Source organism: Gorillibacterium sp. sgz306347 (assembly GCF_059735245.1).
The window spans coordinates 126951-145001 of record NZ_JCAPET010000006.1 but is presented as its reverse complement, the minus strand read 5'-3'; the positions used below and the strand labels follow the sequence as shown (position 1 = coordinate 145001).

Below are 18051 nucleotides of genomic sequence, written 5' to 3'. Positions count from 1 at the left end.
CGAATAAGCGCTGTGGCAACCGTTAGCCACCCATGCCCCGGCGGGCACCACAGACTATGAAGCTGCGTTATTTTCAGGGTAGATTCTGACGCGCTGTATTACCCCACAGTTAATCGAGGCACGTTAATAGTCCGAGCAGAGTTCGGGCGTCGGCAAAGCGGAGAATGTGGAGGGCAGGACGGCTAGACGGCAGGACGGCTTGTCGCGCCAAGTGGACAACTTCCTCTCCTACGTGGATAGCACGTAAGGGACTCTGATTGAAGCTCCCCACTAATAAAAGGCATAGGAGACTCTGATCAAGCTCGCATTGATAAAGGTATACGAGACTCTGATTAAGCCAGCACTGATCAAGGAAGAATTCGAGCATTGAAGTTAAAGTCCGGAATCTTGAGCTGGAATTGGAGTCCGGATATTTAGCTGGGCGGAGTATGGGTTTCGAGTTTGATTTGGAGTGGGTTTGGTGTTTGAGTTGAAGTTTGATTTCGGTTTGATTGGGAAGTGTGGTTTGGTGCTTGAGTTGAAGTTGGGGTTGGAGCGTGGTTTGGAGTCTGGATGTTGCACCTGGATTAGAATCTGGACCTTGTGTTAGGATTTGAACCCGGGTCTTAAGGTAGGGCCGGTGTTAGGATAACGGATTCACGCTCCGCCGGCCCCCTTGACACCTAAGAAGTGTCGTATGCCCATGGACATGCTGATAGAGCGAACAGAAGACGCAAAAAAACCGGCTCCAGGCAAGTGCAGCATTTGCCTGGAGCCGATTTCCTTTTGCGTCAGAGGACCGTTCAGTTCTCCAAGGAAATTAGCCTTGGACCGTCTCTGCTGCTGCGGTGCGAACAGCGCCGCATGCAAAGTTTAAGCGTTCAGCAGGTATTGGTTCACGACGGCGCGGATCAGCTCCAGGCGGCCGGATTTGTTGACGATCGGTTTGTTTTGCAGCGCGTAGGCTTCCAGCGACTTGAAGTCCGCTTTGCCTGCCACGATGTCGGCGCCGATGCCGGATTTGAAGGACTCGTATTTTTCGTCGAGAATGTTGTCCAACGCCTTGTCTTCGATCAGCTTGGCGGAAACCACCAGGCCGCGGGCGAAGGCGTCCATGCCGGCGATATGGGAGTAGACCACGTCGATCGGCTCGAAGGATTGACGGCGGACTTTGGCGTCGAAGTTGACCCCGCCGCGGCCGAGGCCGCCTTCGTTGTTCAGGATTTCGTACATCGCCAGCGTGGTCGAATAGAGGTCGGTCGGGAACTCGTCGGTGTCCCAGCCCAGCAGCATGTCGCCCTGGTTGGCGTCAATGGAGCCGAGCGCGCCGTTGATTCTCGCCACGCGCAGCTCGTGCTCGAAGGTGTGGCCGGCAAGCGTTGCATGGTTGGCTTCCAGGTTCAGCTTGAAGTGCTTGAGCAGGTCGTATTTTTGCAGGAACGAAAGCGACGTCGCGGCGTCGAAATCGTATTGGTGCTTGGTCGGCTCTTTCGGCTTCGGCTCGATCAGGAATTGGGCGTCAAAGCCGATTTCCTTCGCGTAGTCGACGGCCATGTGCATGAAGCGGGCCATGTTGTCGAGCTCCAGCGCCATGTCGGTGTTCAGCAGGGATTCGTAGCCTTCGCGGCCGCCCCAGAACACGTAGTTTTGAGCGCCCAGCTCTTTGCCGTGCTCCAGCGCTTTCTTCACTTGGGCGGCGGCGTAAGCGTATACGTCGGCGTTGCTCGTTGTGGAGGCGCCGTGCACAAAGCGCGGGTTGGTGAACATGTTTGCTGTGTTCCAAAGCAGCTTTTTGCCGGAGGTTTTCATATGCTCCTGGATGAGGGCGACGATTTCGTCCAGGTTCTTGTTCGTTTCCTGCAGCGTGTCGCCTTCCGGCGCGATGTCGCGGTCATGGAAGCAGAAGAAGTCGGCGTCCAGGATGTTCAGAAGCTCGAAGTTGGCTTCGACGCGGGCTTTCGCCAGATCCATGCCGCTGAAGCGGTCGTAGCCGCGCTTCATGGTGCCGACGCCAAACGGATCGCTGCCGTTATAAGTATAAGAGTGCCAGTAAGCGACGGCGAAGCGGAGGTGCTCGCGCATCGTTTTGCCCAGGATGACTTGGTCGGGGTTGTAGTGTTTAAACGCAAGCGGATTCGTCGATTCCTTGCCTTCGTACTTGATTTTGTCCACATTGCCGAAATAGCTCATGTTTTTCCCTCCGGAAACAGATATGGTAGAGCCTGCGTTCCCGTCAGCCGAGCCGAAGAAACGCTTTCATCCCCACTATACCACTCCTTTTTCACTTTGTAAATTCATTGAACTAACAAAGGGGAGAAATTTCGCCGCATCCATGATAAAATCAGAAAAAAAGGCTAGGGGCAAAAATGAAGCAGACCGGCGATTTGTATCTGATGAAAAAACTGAATAAATCGATCGTCCTGGAGCTGATCCGCAAGCAGTCGCCGATTTCGCGGGCGCGTATCGCGGAGCAGACGGGGCTGACCAAGGCAACCGTTTCGACGCTGGTGACCGAGCTGATGGAAAGCAGCCTGGTTTACGAGATTGGAGCGGGCCAGTCGCGGGGCGGACGAAAACCCGTCATGCTGATGTTCAACGCCGCCGCGGGCCATGTCGTAGGGGTTGATCTCGGCAACGACTGGATCACGTCCGTTTTGACGGATTTAAACGGCGGCATTCTCGACGAAGCGACGGTGCGCCACGACAACACCGATCCGGATAAGGCTATCCGGGTGCTGAAGGAGGAGATCGGCCGGCGGATCGCCGCCGCCCCCGAAAGCCCGTACGGCGTCGTCGGCATCGGCGCAGCGGTGCCGGGATTCAGCGACGAAGCGGGCAGCATTCTGTTCGCGCCCAATTTGGGATGGGAAAACGTGGACCTGCCGTCTCGGATCGAAGAGAGCTTTGGCATTCCGGTTTCGATCGAAAACGAAGCCAACGTCGGGGCGCTTGGCGAAAAACGCTACGGGAGCGGATCGGCGGACGTCTCCAGTCTGGTATACGTCAGCATCGGTTCGGGGATCGGGACCGGCATATTGTTCCGGGATGAACTGTACCGGGGCGCATCCGGCTTCTCGGGCGAGCTCGGCCATATTTCCATCCACCATGACGGCAAGCCGTGCCGCTGCGGAAATTCCGGCTGCTGGGAGCTTTATGCGTCGGAGCAGGCTTTGATGGAGGAAGCCCATCGGGTTTACGCGGATGAAGACTTGAGCTTTGACGGGCTTTTGCAAAAAGCGGAGGACGGGGATGGGGAGGCGGAGCGGCTGTTCCGGCAGGCGGGCCGCTACCTCGGCATCGGCCTCGTGAATATCGTAAACGGGTTCAACCCGGAGGCGATTGTGCTGGGGGGCCGGCTTGCGCGGGCAAAACGCTGGCTGGAAGCGCCGATGATGGACGTGCTGAACGGACGGACGCTTCCTTATCCGCGCGCGGGGCTTACGGTCCGCTTTTCGGAGCTGGGCAGCCGGGCGACTGTGCTTGGAGCGTGCTCCATCGCCATCACGCGCTTTTTTGCTTCCACCAAAGTCACCCTCGATTAACGGAAAAAAAGCAAAAAGGCAGCGCAAACCGGGGAGGTTTGGCTGCCTTTTTAGGCTGCTTTTATTTAACGCCGAGACGCATCCGGTACCCGAAGCGAATCGTTTGAACGCGGCCGCCGAAAACCCGCTCCGCCGTTTCCCGCAGATAAGCAATGTCTCCGTCCAAATCGGAAAGACCCCGCTTCAGCACGGCTTGCACGCCTCCCTGGCTAAGCGCCAGTCCGGCATAACGCTCGCTGTCGCAGGGCTCGTCGTGATGAAACACGATTTCCCGAGCAAACCGGAAGCAGCCGCTTTCCCGGATGCGGTCCAGGTGGCCGTTTTTGTCGCGGCTGTTGACCCGTTCGGCGGGCGGCGTATGCTCGTCAACCAGTTGGTTGGCTTTCGAGATCAGCCGGTTGTAGGCATCCTCGACCGTCCAGTGAATAACAGGCGGCCAATCGCAGTCGTAGACTGCAAATACGCCGCCCTCCTTCAGGACGCGCACCGCTTCCCGGATCGTGCTTACCGGCTCCATCCAGTGAAACGATTGCGAGCAGGTCACCGCATCGGCGCATGCGTCGGGGAGATCCAGAGCGTTGGAATACCCCTCCCGAAAAGTAACGGACGGAAACGACTCGGCCGCTTTCTTTCTGGAAACGCCCAGCATGTCCCCGTTTGGATCAATCCCGATGATGCGGTCGGCTTTGCCGGCCCACAGAAACGTGGACAAGCCGGTCCCGCAGCCGACATCCGCGACGAGTCCGGGGCGCCGGCCGAGATAGCCCGTGAGAATTTCCGTCACGGCCTCCGGCGCTTCAGGGCGGTAACGGTCGTACAATTCGGCGAATCCGTTGAAGCGGTCGACATTGCTTTGCAAATTTCCTTCCGGAATCATGGAACGCCCTCCTGTGCCGTTTTCTGTTCATTCCGATTATAAGGCGGCTGACGGGGGCCATCAACCCGGCGCGGAAAACAGTGCGGGTATGCTATACTGAACGGGTGGTTTTCATAAAATTTGGAGATGAGCGACTTGGAACTTTTATTGGCCGTACATGGAATGGTCAAGCGTTATCCGGGCGTTCGCGTGCTGGAGCAAGTTGACTTTGAGCTGAAAAGGGGAGAAAGCGTCGCTTTGGTCGGCCGCAACGGAACCGGCAAGAGCACCCTGCTGCGCATTCTGGCGGATTTGGAGAAGCCGACGGCGGGCGGGGTAGAATGGGGCGGCGGCAAAGGGCGGCCGGTCATCGGGTATGTGCCCGACCGGTTTTCCAAGGTTCGGTTTACTCCGGTCGAATACTTGCAGGCCATGGGCAAAATGAGAGGAATGCGCGAACCCCGGCTCGGGGAACGTATCGATGAACTGCTTGAGCTGGCCATGCTGACGCACGCCGGGGACCGGCGGGTCAATACGTTCTCCAAGGGAATGCTGCAAAAAGTCGCCATCCTGCAAGCCCTGCTGGAAACGCCCGACCTGCTTTTGATGGACGAGCCTTTTTCCGGGCTTGACGAGGCATCCGAGCGGGATATCATCCGTCTTCTGCTGGAGCTCAGGAGCGGAGGCATCGGCCTGCTGTTTTCCTGTCACGAACGGAGGACGGTGGAAGGCTTGGCGGACCGCGTGCTGGAGCTTCGGGAAGGACGGCTTGCGGAATCGGCTGAAGCCGACCGGCCGAGCCGCGCTTATCTGCTGGTGGAAGCGGCGGGCGTATCGGCGGAAAGGCTCGTTCAAGCGTTGGCGGGAGAAGGGCCGCAGAACACCATGGCCCAACCGGCAGGCGCAGCGGATGAAAGCGTCCGGCTGCCGGCGGAATGGCGCCGGTTGACGCGCACCGCGGCGGGTGTCCGCTTTGAGGTTGAAGAAGGAGCGAGCGACGACGCGATCCTGACGGTCATCCGGCTGGGCGGCTCCATTCGTTCGGTTCGGCCGCTGACGGCAGCTTCCGGCAGCGGAGACCGCCAGGTGAAGGAGGCGGCGACATGCTGACGTTGATCGGCTATCTGCTGAAGGATTTTAATCGCTCGCACCGCTATCTGGCGCCCTCCGTCTTTTATGTCGTGCTGGTGGCCTGGATTTATTCCCTGACGCCGAATCCCGAAATGGAGAGCTATGCGGCGACTTCCATGCTCCTGTATGTATTCGGCGCTTGGCTCTGCCTGAACTTTGCGGGAACCGAGCCCCGGGTGCAGCGCTCTTTGACCGCCCTTCATGCGGGCGGGAGGGTACGCTACGAATTGGGGCGGCTGGCTGCTTTTTGGCTTCCCTGCGCCTTGCTTTCAGCCTTCGCGGTGTTGTACCCTGTGTTGCGGGGCTCTTTTGGCGAGCCGACGACCTGGGCGAACGTCACACGGGGACTTCTGGGGCATTTGGGCGTATCCGCCCTGGCGGCGGCCGTCGTCTGGCTGGCGCAGCGGGTTTATGAAGGGCAGCACGCTGGCCTGCTGACCTGGATCAGCTTGCCCGTAATCCTTGGAATCGGCGGCAAAGGCGTTGTCAATCTGCTGCCGGAAGGGTTGTCCTTTCTCGGCTGGCTTCTGCCGCCCGCCTTCCGCGTTTCGGACGCGTTAATGAATGCGGACCGCTACAGCGCCGGCTGGCAGGCGGTCAGCTACCTGTCGCCTTTCGCTTATGCCGCCGTTTTGGCTGTCCTCGGCCTGCTTCCCTGGCTGCTGGCTTCCCATTCGGCCGGGCATGTTAAAAAACAACGATAGAAGAGGTTTCCATGCTGGTTACAACATCTTATTATGCAACGGACGAAACGATACAAAAAGCCCGGCAGCTTGCCGGGAAAGCCGGCGCGCGCTGGGTCAGCCGCCGGAGCGACTCGCTGCCGGACCTGCGCCGAAAATACGGCGAACAGGGCATTTTGCTCCTGACCGAAGAAAAGCTGCTGTATTATCCCGTGTCCGGCGAGCCGGTCTATTTTCATCCGAGCACCGGATATATTCGCGTAAAGCGAATGACAAAAGGCGAAAGCGATCCGCTCGTCGACATTTCGGAGGCCGCGCCGGGGGACCGGGTGCTTGACTGCACGGCGGGCCTCGGCAGCGACGCCATCGTATTCGCCCATGCCGTCGGCGGCGAAGGACGGGTGACCGCCCTTGAGAGCGAGGCCGTTTCCGTCATTTTGCTGGAGGACGGGCTGGCGACATACCGGGCGAAGCTTGCAGCCCTCAATGAGGCGTTAAAGCGGATCGAGGTTGTCCACGCCGATCATCTCGACTACCTGCGCGGCCTGCCGGACAAGAGCTATGACATCGTGTACTTCGACCCGATGTTCCGCATTCCGGTCGAGGAGTCGAGCGCCATTTCGCCTTACCGGGATATCGCCAACCCCGCGCCGCTTGCGGCGGAATCGGTGGAGCACGCCAAGCGGGTGGCCCGCAAATGCGTGGTGCTCAAGGAGCACCGGGACAGCCCCGAATACGAGCGGCTGGGCTTCGTCAAACGCCGGTCCCGGACCAAAATCGCTTACGGGGTGATCCGCCTATGAGCGCAAAAGCTACCGACGGCAGCCGTCCGCCGCTGCTGGTTTTGCTCGGTCCGACCGCAGTCGGCAAAACGGGCCTCAGCATCGCCGTCGCCAAAAAGTGGAACTGCGAGATCATCTCCGGCGATTCGATGCAGGTATACCGGGGGATGGACATCGGCACGGCGAAAATCACCCCGGAGGAAATGGAAGGCGTGCCGCATCACTTGATCGACATTGTGGACCCCGACCAGCCGTTTTCCGCCGCGGATTTTCAGACGCGGGTCAGCCGGCTGATCGAAGACATCGCTTCGCGCGGCAAGCTTCCTTTTCTGGTGGGCGGGACCGGGCTTTATATTGAATCCCTGCTGTACCGCTACGAGTTTGCCGAGATCGGCGGCGACGAGGCGTTCCGCGCCAAAAAACAGGCCTTTCTGGAACGGTATGGCGAGGAGGCGCTACACGCCGAGCTTCGGGCGGCCGACCCGGCGACGGCGGAGCGGCTCCATCCGAACGACACGCGCCGCGTGATCCGGGCGCTGGAGGTGCTGCATCTGACCGGCATGCCCTGGTCGGAGCATTTGGCCCGCCAGAAAAAGGAGTCGCCGTACCGGTTCTGCCTGATCGGGCTTACAATGGACCGCGCGCGGCTGTATGCAAGGATCAACGAGCGGGTGGATGCGATGATCGCGGACGGACTCGTGGAGGAGGTGCGGGCTCTTCTGGCGAAAGGCTACGACGAAGGCCTGGTTTCCATGCAGGGACTCGGCTACAAGGAGATCGCCGCATACCTGAAGGGGCGGACAACCCTGGAAGAAGCGGTGGAATTATTGAAGCGCGACACCCGCCGGTTTGCCAAGCGGCAGCTCTCCTGGTTCCGCCATATGAAGGAGATCGAGTGGGTGGATGTCGGGGTCCACGAAAACTTTTCCAAGCAAATGCGTGTGATTGATGCTATAATAGCAGGAAAGATCACATGCTACAGAGAAGAAGACCGTGAATTATTCCCGGGTGACAGTTGATATCAGGAAAGGGGATCATTAATGAACAAGTCGATCAATATCCAGGATAATTTCTTGAATTCCTTGCGGAAAGAAAGCATCCCGGTTACCGTGTACCTGACCAACGGCTTCCAGATTCGAGGCCTTGTCAAGGCGTTTGACAACTTCACGATCATCATTGACAGCGAAGGGCGCCAGCAAATGGTGTACAAGCACGCCATCTCGACGTTTACGCCTCTTCGTTCGGTCTCCTTTATGCCGGACAACAGTTCGGACGGGCAGTAAGCCGGCCGCAGACTGAGAAAGTGTTACCCGGAGCAACCCGTTCGCCAGCGAGAGGGTTGTTCTTTTCTTTTTGCCCGAATTTGAAACAAAAAGCCGGTTTGAATCGTATAGGTAGTGGGTTGTCAGAGAGAAAAGGGGGAAGAGAGATGGCGAACCGGAGAACGCCGGCACAGAAGCCGGCCCGCAAAAAACGCTTCAACCGGAAGCGTCTGCTCGTCTGGATGGCCGTAGCGGTTGCCCTTGCCATAGTCATCGGACTGGCGGGGTATGTGGCCATTCTGTACAACGGCCAACGGCAGCTGGCCGCCAATGAGAACAAGTTTGTCATGGATCAGGCATCGATCATATATGACCGCAACGGCAACGAAGCCATGAAGCTGGTCGTGGCGGAAGGAAACCGAGAAATCGCCTCGTACGACGAATTCCCGGCTTACCTGGTGGACGCATTCGTCGCTACCGAGGACCAGCGGTTTTGGGATCACAGCGGGGTCGATCCGTGGGCGATCGGACGCGCGCTCGTCAAGGATATCATCGCCCGCAAAGCCGTTGAAGGCGGCAGCACGATTACCCAGCAGCTGGCCAAAAACATGTTTTTGAACGCGGACAAAACCTTTTTCCGGAAAGGGACGGAAATGTCCATCGCGATGGCGCTCGAGGAGAAGTTCGACAAGAAGACCATCATGGAAATGTACCTCAACCGGATTTTCTTCGGCAACCGTTCCTGGGGCGTCAAAACGGCGGCCAAAACGTATTTCGGCGTCGACGATCTGAAGGACCTGGAGCTTTGGCAGGCGGCGACGCTTGCGGCAATGCCCAAAGCGCCTTCCGTTTACAACCCGATCAAGAACCCGGACAAGTCGCTGCAGCGCCGCCAGGTGGTTTTGACTTTGATGTACAATCAGGGGTATATTACCAAGGAGCAGATGGACGAAGCGTACAACGTTGAGTACGTTCCTCCGAAGTCGGTAGCCGACAAGGAAGAAGGAACGGATTACGCTTTCGATACCTTCAAGGATTACGTGATTGAAGAAGCGTACGAAAAATACGGCATCGAGGAAGACCGGCTGTCGAGAGGCGGCTACAAAATCTACACGACGCTGGAGCCGAACGCCCAAAAGATTATGGACGCGGCCTACAAGAACAACGAGCTGTTCCAGGAAGACATGAACGGCGAGAAAATGCAGAGCAGCATGGTCATCCTCGACAACGCCACCGGCGGCGTCGTGGCCATGATCGGCGGACGCGATTATCAGTCGAAAATGACCTTCAACCGGGCGATCAACGGCGCCCGCTCGCCGGGCTCCTCCATTAAGCCGCTTGTCGTCTACGCGCCGGCGCTGGAAACGGGCAACTACAACGCCAATTCCCAGCTTCCGGACGAACCGATGGACTTTAACGGCTACAAGCCGCGGAACTATGACGGCAAGTACGAGGGAACGGTAACCCTGACCAACGCGGTGAAAAGGTCGAAAAACGTCTCGGCCGTCGCCCTGCTGAGCGACATCGGCGTCAAGACGGGGAAAGACTTTGCAAGCAAGCTCGGCATCCAGTTCGACAAAAACGACAACAACCTGGCCATTGCGCTCGGCGGGATGACGCACGGCGCCTCCGCTCTGCAAATGGCGCAGGCCTACAGCTCGTTCCCGAACGACGGGATGCTCCGGGAAGCGCATGCGATCACCGAAATCAAAACCGTCGACGACGAGACGGTCGCTTCCTTTAAGGGCAAGGCCGACCAGGTCATGAAGAAAGAAACGGCGCAGGAAATGACCCGCATCCTGCAAACCGTCGTCGAACCGGGCGGAACGGGAACGAGAGCGGCCATGAACCGGCCTGTCGCAGGCAAGACGGGCTCCACGCAGCTTAACATTTCCGGTCTGGAGAAATACAACACCGACCTTTGGTTTGCCGGTTATACGCCGGAATGGACAGCGGCGGTATGGATGGGCTTTGACAAGACCGACAAAGACCATTACATCACCATTTCCAGCGGCAGCGCGGCGGCGATCTTCAAGGCCGTTATGGAGCAGGCGCTGGCCGAATATCCGGTAAAAGGCTTCGATCTTCCCGAATCGGAGGCGCCGACGCCGGAGACGTCGCAGGAAGCGGCCATTTCCGATCTGAGCGCGACGCTCGTGCCCGAAACGACCCGTGTCCGCCTAGCCTGGACGCCGGCCGGCGACGAGAAGGCCTTCCGTTTGTTCCGCAAGGAAGCGGCCGAGGCGGACTTTACGCTCCTGCAGGAGCTTTCCGGCGCGACAAGCTTTGAGGACGCCACGGCGCTCCCCGGCGGCGTGTACGAATATTACGTCGTTCCGTTTGAACCGTCCACGGGAGAGGAAGGGGTCCAATCGAACGTGGCGCAGGCAACCATTCCGAACGAGTCGGACCTCCAGTCTCCGTCCCCGTCCGAATCGCCGTCCGCCTCTCCTTCGGAGAGCCCGACCGGAACGCCTGGCGCAGGAGAGGAAGCGACGCCAACGCCGTCCGAGACGCCGGTGACGGAGGAAACGCCGCAAACCGAACCGACGCCCAGCCCGACCGGGTCACAGGGCGATCAAAATCCTTCGCCGACGCCTGCCGACAGCGGAGCCCCGCAGGGCTCTCCCGCCTCGCAGGAAGAGGCGAGCCCGCCGGCGGCGTAGCAGGAAAGAAAACAAGAGGGGGCCGGATGCGGCCCCTTTTGTTTTGCAGGTTATTTTAGAAAAGGAGTGAAATGGATGTCGTTTATCCCGCGGCGCACAGCGATTTTTTCTCTGCTTGCGGCCATGCTGCTTGTCTCGGCATGCGGCAACGCCGAAAAGGAAACAGGGGGCAGCTGGTCCAAGCCCCCGGAAATGGCCATTGATGAGAACAAAAGCTACGAAGCAAAGTTTGAAACGGACAAAGGCTCGTTTACCATCGAGCTGTTTGCGAAAGACGCGCCTCAGACCGTAAACAATTTTGTGTTTCTGGCGCGAAACGAATTTTACAACGGAGTAACCTTTCACCGCGTGATCGAGGAGTTCATGGTCCAAGCCGGCGATCCGACCGGTACGGGAATGGGCGGCCCGGGTTATACCATTCAGGACGAGCTGGATGGTCCGCACAAGTACGAGCCCGGGATCGTGGCGATGGCAAAGTCGACTCAGCCGAACAGCGCAGGCAGCCAGTTCTTTATCTGCACCGGAGCGGCAAGCGAAAATCTAAACTTGCAGCCCGATTACCCGATCTTCGGCCGCGTGATCTCCGGGATGGAGACGGTGCAGGCGATTGCCGCAGTGCCGGTAGGGATAAATGATAGGGGCGATGAACAAAGTAAACCGCTGGAGCCTGTCACGATCCAATCCATCGAAATCACCGAACGCTGAACAACGGGAGAGAGCCGAGATGGACCAGAAAAAGCGCTGTTTGCTGATTCACGGTTTTACCGGCGGTCCTTATGAAATCCAGCCTTTGGCGGAGCATTTGTCCCGCCGCGGGTGGACGTGCGAAACGCCGGTTCTGAAGGGGCACGGCGGCGATCTCCGCCACTTGAAGCCGGTCCGGCACAGAGACTGGATCCGGGATGCGGAACATGCGGCCGAGCAGCTGTGCCGGGGCGGAGAGCCGTTTGATCTGGTCGGCTTCTCCATGGGCGGTTTGCTCGCGTCTCATCTGGCCAACCGGTTTCCGGTGCGGCGTCTGGTTTTGCTCAATGCGGCGGTCATTTACCTCAGTCCGGGCCGCTTCGCCGCCAACCTGGTGGAGCATTTGCTGAAACGCGAACCGGCTTACTATCTTCACAAAAACCGGACGCCGCTTTCCGCCGTTGTCGAATTTGTCCGGCTAGTCCGGAGGCTGCGGCCGGAAATCGCTTCGATTCGCGTCCCGACAATGATTGTTCAAGGGCAGCGGGACCAGATTGTCCATCCCGCCAGCGCGCGCTACCTGATGCGGCGGATTCCCGGAGAAAAAGAGCTGCACCTGTTCCCGCGTTCCCGCCACCTGATTTGCCTTGACTGCGAAAGCCTGGAGCTTTTTGGACAGGTGGAGGAATTTTTGACGCGCGGCTGAAAAACCGGAACCCGCGAACCCTTTCTGGGCTCCCGCGTATACTGCTATCACCTGAGCGCGCGAGCGGAGCCGGGGGAGGGATTCCTTCGGCTTTCGTTTTCCGCCGGCTGTTCTGCCAGAGACCGGGAGAAGCATATGCCCGTCCGGCGCAGCAGACGCCGCGCGCTTCCGAAAGGAGTGGCGAACCGCGTGAGCCTGTATGAAAAAACCGCCGTCCCGGCGCCAAAAGGGCGTTCCTCCCGCATCCGCATTTTGCTGCAAAATCCGGGTCCCATTGAAACGGAAACGCCCGACGCCCGGCCTCTGACCGATGCGGCTTCGTCGCCCGGCCCTTTTGCGGACATGATGCGCGAATTCGACCGGATGGTAGGACTTGATTCCGTCAAAGAGCTGATGTACGAAATGTACGCGATGCTTGCCGTCAAAAGGCTTCGGGAGGAAGCCGGCTTGAATGCCGCGCCCCAGGTCTATCACATGGTGTTTACGGGAAACCCGGGAACGGGCAAAACGACGGTGGCCCGGATGGCCGCAAAGCTGTTTCAGGACATGGGCGTGCTGGCCAAAGGCCACCTGGTGGAGGCGGAACGGGCCGATCTGGTCGGCGAATACATTGGCCATACGGCCGTGAAAACCCGCGAGCTGATCCGCAAGTCGCTGGGCGGCGTGCTTTTTATCGATGAAGCCTACAGCCTGGCTAGAGGCGGGGAAAAGGACTTCGGCAAAGAAGCGATCGATGCGCTGGTCAACGCCATCGCACCGCAAATACGAATGACGCGGCTCCCGCTCCGGCGGCGGGCCATTTTTCGTCTCCGCTGCATATTTTCGGCACAACGCCGCATACTGATTAGAGTTGGGGTTATCCCCGGCCAATTACAAGTTGGAGGGAATCGGATTCATGACGAACGGAACTGTCAAGTGGTTTAACGCGGAAAAAGGGTACGGTTTTATCGAAGTGGAAGACGGCAACGACGTGTTTGTGCATTACAGCGCCATTCAAACCGAAGGCTTCAAGTCGTTGAATGAAGGGGAACGGGTTTCGCTGGATATCGTCCAGGGCAATCGGGGCCCGCAAGCGGAAAACGTAGTCCGGCTGTAACGGACAAGCCGGCGGAGCAAGGATAGGAACCGGATCTATCGGCCATCATACCGTTTGCGGAGGAGGAGTTTCATGTTTGCCAAGAAAGCACCGGAGCCGGTGCCGGAAGAACAAACCTCTGTCTGGTCCTGCGCCAGCGACGACTGCAACGGCTGGATGCGCAGCGACTTTGCGTTTCGGGAACGGCCCGACTGTCCGCTTTGCGGGTCGGAGATGCGACCGGAAACAAGATTGCTTCCGATTCTGACGTACGGGGGAAATCCCGCCCGCTGAACCCCGCGGCCCGACGAATCCGGGCTCCGGCAGCCGACAGGCGGAAGGCGCGATTGCCTCACCCTTGAAAAACCGCTTTTTTCCCGGAGCTTTCGCTTTCGGGGAGAGCGGTTTTTCCGCGTTCCTGGCTGTTCCCGGCTTCACGGTTTTCCCTTGATTCTGGGCACTTTTCTTGGCTGTGCCGACCGGTTATAGGACATCCCGCAGCCCACATATAGTGGTCTCGGGAGGGATGATCATGCCGCGCAGGCCGCTTCGGGCTTCCGATCTAACGTGCGAGGAACGTTTTCCCGCCGCGGGAGAGGAGGACGGAAATCGGATGGCCGCGATTATCCGGTCGCTGCTTGAAGCGCCGGAGGGAACGGAGGGCGCTGCGGAGCCGGGAAAACGGGAGGCGCCGGAGGGAACGGAAGGCGCTGCGGAGCCGGGAGAGCGGGAGGCGCCGGAGGGAACGGAAGGCGCTGCGGAGCCGGGAGAACGGGAGGTGCCGGGCAGTAGACGGAGTCTGAAGGTGAAAAAGGAGAAGTGTAAGCCGGAGGCGGAACCGGAAGCAGAAACGGAGCGAGTGAAGAGCCGGTGCGAAAGCCGGACGCGGAACCGGAGCAGTACGTGATAAGCCGGGTGTGGAACCGGACGCGAGACGTGACGCCGGGATGCGTAGCAGGAACGGGAAGTGAAACGGAAACGGAAAACAGTGCGGGAGCCAAGCCGGATCAGAACATGGACCGTAATGTAAAAGGGAGTGAACCGGAAGCAAGAACGTGAAGCTGGCAGGTGGAACGGGAAGTGAACGGAAGCCGGGAAAGAAAATCGTAATGCGGAGTAGACCGTAGTCTGATTGAATATGAAATTGGAAGGTAGAACGGAATGGGAACCCGGAAGTGATGAGCAGAATTGGAATTGTCTGTCGAGTTTTGGGCGGAGTCTGGTATTGGTAATATCAACGGATCACGAATTTGGAACCGGCGCGGAACGTGAGACCGGAGGGTGGAGTTCTGGAACGTATACGTGGGGCAAGAAGCTGAAAGATGAATACAACGAGAAATTAGGCCAAAGCACGAACGAAATACGCAAGCGGAACACGAAGTTGAAATGTGGAATGCTATGCGAAGTTAGACCACAGCACGATCGGAATACACAAGCGGAACACGAAGTTGGAACGCGGAACGGAATGTGAAATTGGGACCTGACGGAACGTAAAACCGGTAAGCGGAACGGTACATGAAATCGGTATCGGAAGGAACGCGAAGCAGGATTTAAATACGGAGGCTAGTAACGGAAGAAGGAACCGGAACGAGGTAGTAAACGAAGCAGGATAACAGTTGGGAAACGAATGTGGTAAGCACAACGAAAGGGAAAGCCGGCACCAACAGAAATGGAAGTACTGCTGCAGTGAACGCGAGACGTGAAGGTGGATGGAGTTTTTAACAAAAAAAATCTGCCGGAATTGATGAGATTCTCGTTTCAGCTGATTCGTATTAGTCAATCGGCAGTTCAAGCGGCCGTTCCAGGTCTACTAAGATAGGGTTACGAAATGTAACGGTTGCCACAGAGGCTATTTGCCCGAAAAAGAGGTCCGGAAAATTGTAACGGTTGCCACAGCGGCTAATTCCGGTTTTTTGCCTGGTTTAAGTCTGTTTACTCTGGAATAAGCTCAATGGCAACCGTTAGCGCAAAAATATGGCGATTTTGGCGGGAATAAGCGCTGTGGCAACCGTTAGAGGTTGGAGTGCACGTTAGCACGGTCTGCGGGAACCGTAGACATTAAAAATTGCCTTACAACTATTAAAATGCTGTATGTGTTGACTGAGGTTCATATAAGCGAAGGTCCGCATGAAGGCTGCATCGTGAATTGCTAAAAGCATCAGAAAAGGCTGCATCGTCTTAGTATTCGGCTTAACTGCTTATTTATCGAAAAATGCTTTTTGCGCTTATGGTTCACCATTTTTTTGCAAAGGTCGTTGGGCGTATGACAATGCCGAGCTTCCCGAGGCTAACTTTTTGAAAAGGTAGAAAATTGCTTCCAGCGGAAAGGGGGGTTACAATTGGGGTAAACTCCTTTTCCTGTGACATCGGGATTTTGGGGGACGCTCCGAAAGCCGCCGTGTATGCCCGGGTATCGACTGAGGAACAGGCAGAAAAAGGCTACAGCCTGGAGAGTCAGACCGACGAGTGCCGAAAACGAGCGGCCGAGCTTGGCGTTCCGGAGAATAGGGTAAGCGTTATCACCGATGAAGCGTCCGGGGCGCTGCTGGACCGGCCGGGGCTAAACCGGCTGCGCGAGCTTCTTCGTTCGGCGGACCCGCCGGATTACGTTATTGTGTATGACCCGGACAGGCTTTCCCGCAAGCTGTCCCACCAGCTGCTTTTGACCGAAGAAATGATTAAGCGGAAAGTCGCCCTTGAATTCATTAACTTTCAATGGAACAATACCCCTGAGGGGAGAATGTTTTATCAGCTGCGCGGCATGTTTGCCGAATTTGAGCGGGAGAAAATCCGGGAGCGTACCATGCGCGGGCGTTTGGCCAAGCTGCGGCGGTACGGCAAGCTTAGCTTGGACCCCCGCCTGTACGGATACCGGTTCGACATGGACGCGGACGTATTGGTTCCGCATCCGGAAGAGGCGGAGACGGTGCGGCGGATATTTGAGAAGTCTGCCGAAGGCCTTAGCGCGGCGGAGATCGCGCGGCGGCTGGAATCGGAAGGCGTGCCCGGTCCGCGTAGTGCACGGTGGCACGGATCGACTGTTAGCCGGATTTTGCGGAACCCCAGCTATCTGGGGACGTACCGGGCGTACAAAGTCGACTATCAGCTCGGCTACCGGCGGGAGCGGCCGCCCGAGGAGCAGGTGGCGCTGCCGATCGAGCCGCTCGTCGGCGCGGAAACGTTTGACGCGGCCGGACGAACGCTCGATTCCCGGCGGCGCTCCGGCCGCCCGCCCGGCGCCGGCCGGCTTGCCGCCGGGCGGGCTTTTTGCGGCGGCTGCGGCCGGCCGATGCGCGCGGCCGCGGCGGGCGGAGGGGCGGCGTATTACCGCTGCCCCTCCGCCGCCGCGGCAAACCGCGCCGGCCCGGCAGGCCATGCCAGCGCCGCCGCCGAACCGCCCGCCGGCTCCGCGCCGCCGGCGGAACCCGTGGCGCCCGCGTGCGGCGGCGGGCGCTATTGGAACGCCGCCGCCGTCGACGCGCTCCTGTGGGAGCGCGTCTCGGCCGCGGTGCGGCGTTCCGCGGCCGCCCGGCTCGCCTCGGGCGGCGAGGGCCTGCGCGCCGGAGACGGCGGCGCGCAGGCGGAAGCCGCCGCACGCGCGGCGCGGCGGCGAACGAAGCTCGAGCAGCGGGCGGAGCGGCTGCTCGAGCTGTACCTGGCCGGCGGCATCGGCCTCTCGGCGTACGAGCGCAAGGCCGCCGAGCTGGCTGCTGAGCTGGAGCGTCTCGGCCTGACGCCCACGCCGGCAGCGCCGCCTGACCTGCCGGTCGCGCTGGAGCAATTCGGCCTGACGCCCGCGCCGCCCGACCTCCCGGTCGCGCTGGAGCAATTCGGCCTGACGCCCGCGCCGCCCACGCCACCCGACCTCCCGGTCGCGCTGTACCGACCCGGCTCACCGGCCTCGGTCCCGCCGCCGCCCGCCCCGCCGTCCCCGTCGGCTTCGAGGCCGCATGCTTCCACCTCCGGCGGCCTGCCGGAGGCGCTATCCGCGGCGTCAGCGCCAGCCGCGCCCGGCGGCCCGGCGCACCGCGATGAAGCGGCGCTCTTAGCCCGGCTCGATCGGGCGCTTACGGCTGCTCCGCCGGAGCTGCGCCGGCGGATCGTGGAGCAGGCCGTGGAACGGGTCGAGTTTCACGAGGGCTTCCGGCTCACGGTCGTGTACCGGATTTCGGAGGCCCGATAATCGCATTGGCAGTTCCATGGTGAAAGCTATGGAAGACTATAAAAATCAGTTTATTTTAATATTGGCCGGCTATCCCGAGGAGATGGACGATTTTCTCCAGACCAATCCCGGTCTTCCTTCCCGGTTTCCGGTTCGGATCGACTTTCCGGATTATAGCGAGGAGCAGCTGGCCCGCATGGCCCGGCTGATGCTGGAGGAGCGCGAATATGTGCTGACGCCGCAAGCGGAATGGAAGCTTCGCCAGCTTCTCGCTGCAGAGAAGACGCGCTGCCCGCATTCCTTCAGCAACGGGCGGTTTGTCCGCAACCTGGTGGAAAAAGCGCTGCGCTGCCACGCGGTGCGGCTGCTGAAGCAGGGAACGGGGAATCCGGGGCGCAAGGAGCTGATGACCCTTCGTCCCGAGGATATTGGACCGGAGAAAGGCAAACCGGCCCAGACGGGAAGCGATTGATGCGCGCCGCATCACGCTGGGACCCATAGACACGGCAAAAGGAGGCGGCAC

At 59.2% G+C, this 18051-nt stretch carries 16 protein-coding genes and 1 pseudogene; 15 read left to right on the top strand and 2 right to left on the bottom strand.

Features of this window, described 5'->3' with window-relative positions; translation table 11 throughout:
- Positions 1-852: 852 nt before the first annotated feature.
- Complete coding sequence (gene xylA / locus AC6I6H_RS05700) at positions 853-2169, bottom strand: xylose isomerase (RefSeq protein WP_497952612.1); 1317 nt, start codon at positions 2167-2169, stop codon at positions 853-855.
- A 176-nt stretch (positions 2170-2345) separates the two neighbouring features.
- Between xylA and AC6I6H_RS05695 the strand changes: the two genes are divergently transcribed.
- Positions 2346-3521, top strand: a complete 1176-nt coding sequence (locus tag AC6I6H_RS05695; protein WP_497952610.1) for an ROK family transcriptional regulator — start codon at positions 2346-2348, stop codon at positions 3519-3521.
- A gap of 61 nt (positions 3522-3582) precedes the next feature.
- Here AC6I6H_RS05695 and AC6I6H_RS05690 read toward each other — a convergent pair whose 3' ends face one another.
- Positions 3583-4398 carry a class I SAM-dependent methyltransferase gene (locus AC6I6H_RS05690; protein ID WP_497952607.1) on the bottom strand — a complete coding sequence of 272 codons (816 nt, stop codon included), beginning with the start codon at positions 4396-4398 and terminating at the stop codon, positions 3583-3585.
- Between the two features lie 135 nt (positions 4399-4533).
- Here AC6I6H_RS05690 and AC6I6H_RS05685 point away from each other — a divergent pair, with 135 nt between their 5' ends.
- The 14 genes and pseudogenes from AC6I6H_RS05685 (at position 4534) to AC6I6H_RS05620 (ending at position 18000) form a co-directional block, all read left to right on the top strand.
- Positions 4534-5487 carry an ABC transporter ATP-binding protein gene (locus AC6I6H_RS05685; RefSeq protein WP_497952604.1) on the top strand — a complete coding sequence of 318 codons (954 nt, stop codon included), beginning with the start codon at positions 4534-4536 and terminating at the stop codon, positions 5485-5487.
- Positions 5481-6212 (top strand): hypothetical protein, encoded by a 732-nt coding sequence (locus tag AC6I6H_RS05680; RefSeq protein WP_497952601.1) that lies wholly within the window; start codon positions 5481-5483, stop codon positions 6210-6212. Before AC6I6H_RS05685 ends, AC6I6H_RS05680 begins: the two co-directional genes overlap by 7 nt.
- Positions 6213-6223: 11 nt before the next feature.
- Positions 6224-6994 (top strand): class I SAM-dependent methyltransferase, encoded by a 771-nt coding sequence (locus AC6I6H_RS05675; protein ID WP_497952599.1) that lies wholly within the window; start codon positions 6224-6226, stop codon positions 6992-6994.
- Positions 6991-7992 carry a tRNA (adenosine(37)-N6)-dimethylallyltransferase MiaA gene (gene miaA, locus AC6I6H_RS05670; protein WP_497952596.1) on the top strand — a complete coding sequence of 334 codons (1002 nt, stop codon included), beginning with the start codon at positions 6991-6993 and terminating at the stop codon, positions 7990-7992. The genes AC6I6H_RS05675 and miaA overlap by 4 nt, the downstream gene beginning before the upstream one ends.
- A gap of 21 nt (positions 7993-8013) precedes the next feature.
- Entirely contained in the window at positions 8014-8256 is a 243-nt protein-coding gene (hfq, locus tag AC6I6H_RS05665) for an RNA chaperone Hfq (protein WP_497952594.1), read from the top strand.
- Between the two features lie 146 nt (positions 8257-8402).
- Positions 8403-10901, top strand: a complete 2499-nt coding sequence (locus AC6I6H_RS05660) for a transglycosylase domain-containing protein (protein WP_497952592.1) — start codon at positions 8403-8405, stop codon at positions 10899-10901.
- A 75-nt stretch (positions 10902-10976) separates the two neighbouring features.
- The gene (locus tag AC6I6H_RS05655; protein ID WP_497952590.1) at positions 10977-11606 is read left to right on the top strand and encodes a peptidylprolyl isomerase; all 630 of its coding nucleotides are present in this window, start codon (positions 10977-10979) and stop codon (positions 11604-11606) included.
- A 19-nt stretch (positions 11607-11625) separates the two neighbouring features.
- Positions 11626-12291, top strand: coding sequence for an alpha/beta hydrolase (locus AC6I6H_RS05650; RefSeq protein WP_497952588.1), 666 nt, complete (start codon positions 11626-11628; stop codon positions 12289-12291).
- A gap of 189 nt (positions 12292-12480) precedes the next feature.
- Positions 12481-13044, top strand: a pseudogene (locus AC6I6H_RS05645) (AAA family ATPase); the annotation flags it as partial.
- 142 nt (positions 13045-13186) lie between these two features.
- The gene (locus tag AC6I6H_RS05640) at positions 13187-13387 is read left to right on the top strand and encodes a cold-shock protein (protein WP_497952586.1); all 201 of its coding nucleotides are present in this window, start codon (positions 13187-13189) and stop codon (positions 13385-13387) included.
- A gap of 72 nt (positions 13388-13459) precedes the next feature.
- Positions 13460-13660 carry a cold-shock protein gene (locus tag AC6I6H_RS05635; protein ID WP_497952584.1) on the top strand — a complete coding sequence of 67 codons (201 nt, stop codon included), beginning with the start codon at positions 13460-13462 and terminating at the stop codon, positions 13658-13660.
- A 319-nt stretch (positions 13661-13979) separates the two neighbouring features.
- Positions 13980-14273 carry a hypothetical protein gene (locus AC6I6H_RS05630; protein WP_497952583.1) on the top strand — a complete coding sequence of 98 codons (294 nt, stop codon included), beginning with the start codon at positions 13980-13982 and terminating at the stop codon, positions 14271-14273.
- 1467 nt (positions 14274-15740) lie between these two features.
- Positions 15741-17549, top strand: coding sequence for a recombinase family protein (locus AC6I6H_RS05625; protein WP_497952582.1), 1809 nt, complete (start codon positions 15741-15743; stop codon positions 17547-17549).
- Between the two features lie 28 nt (positions 17550-17577).
- Positions 17578-18000, top strand: coding sequence for a hypothetical protein (locus tag AC6I6H_RS05620; protein ID WP_497952580.1), 423 nt, complete (start codon positions 17578-17580; stop codon positions 17998-18000).
- The last annotated feature ends 51 nt before the right edge of the window (positions 18001-18051 follow it).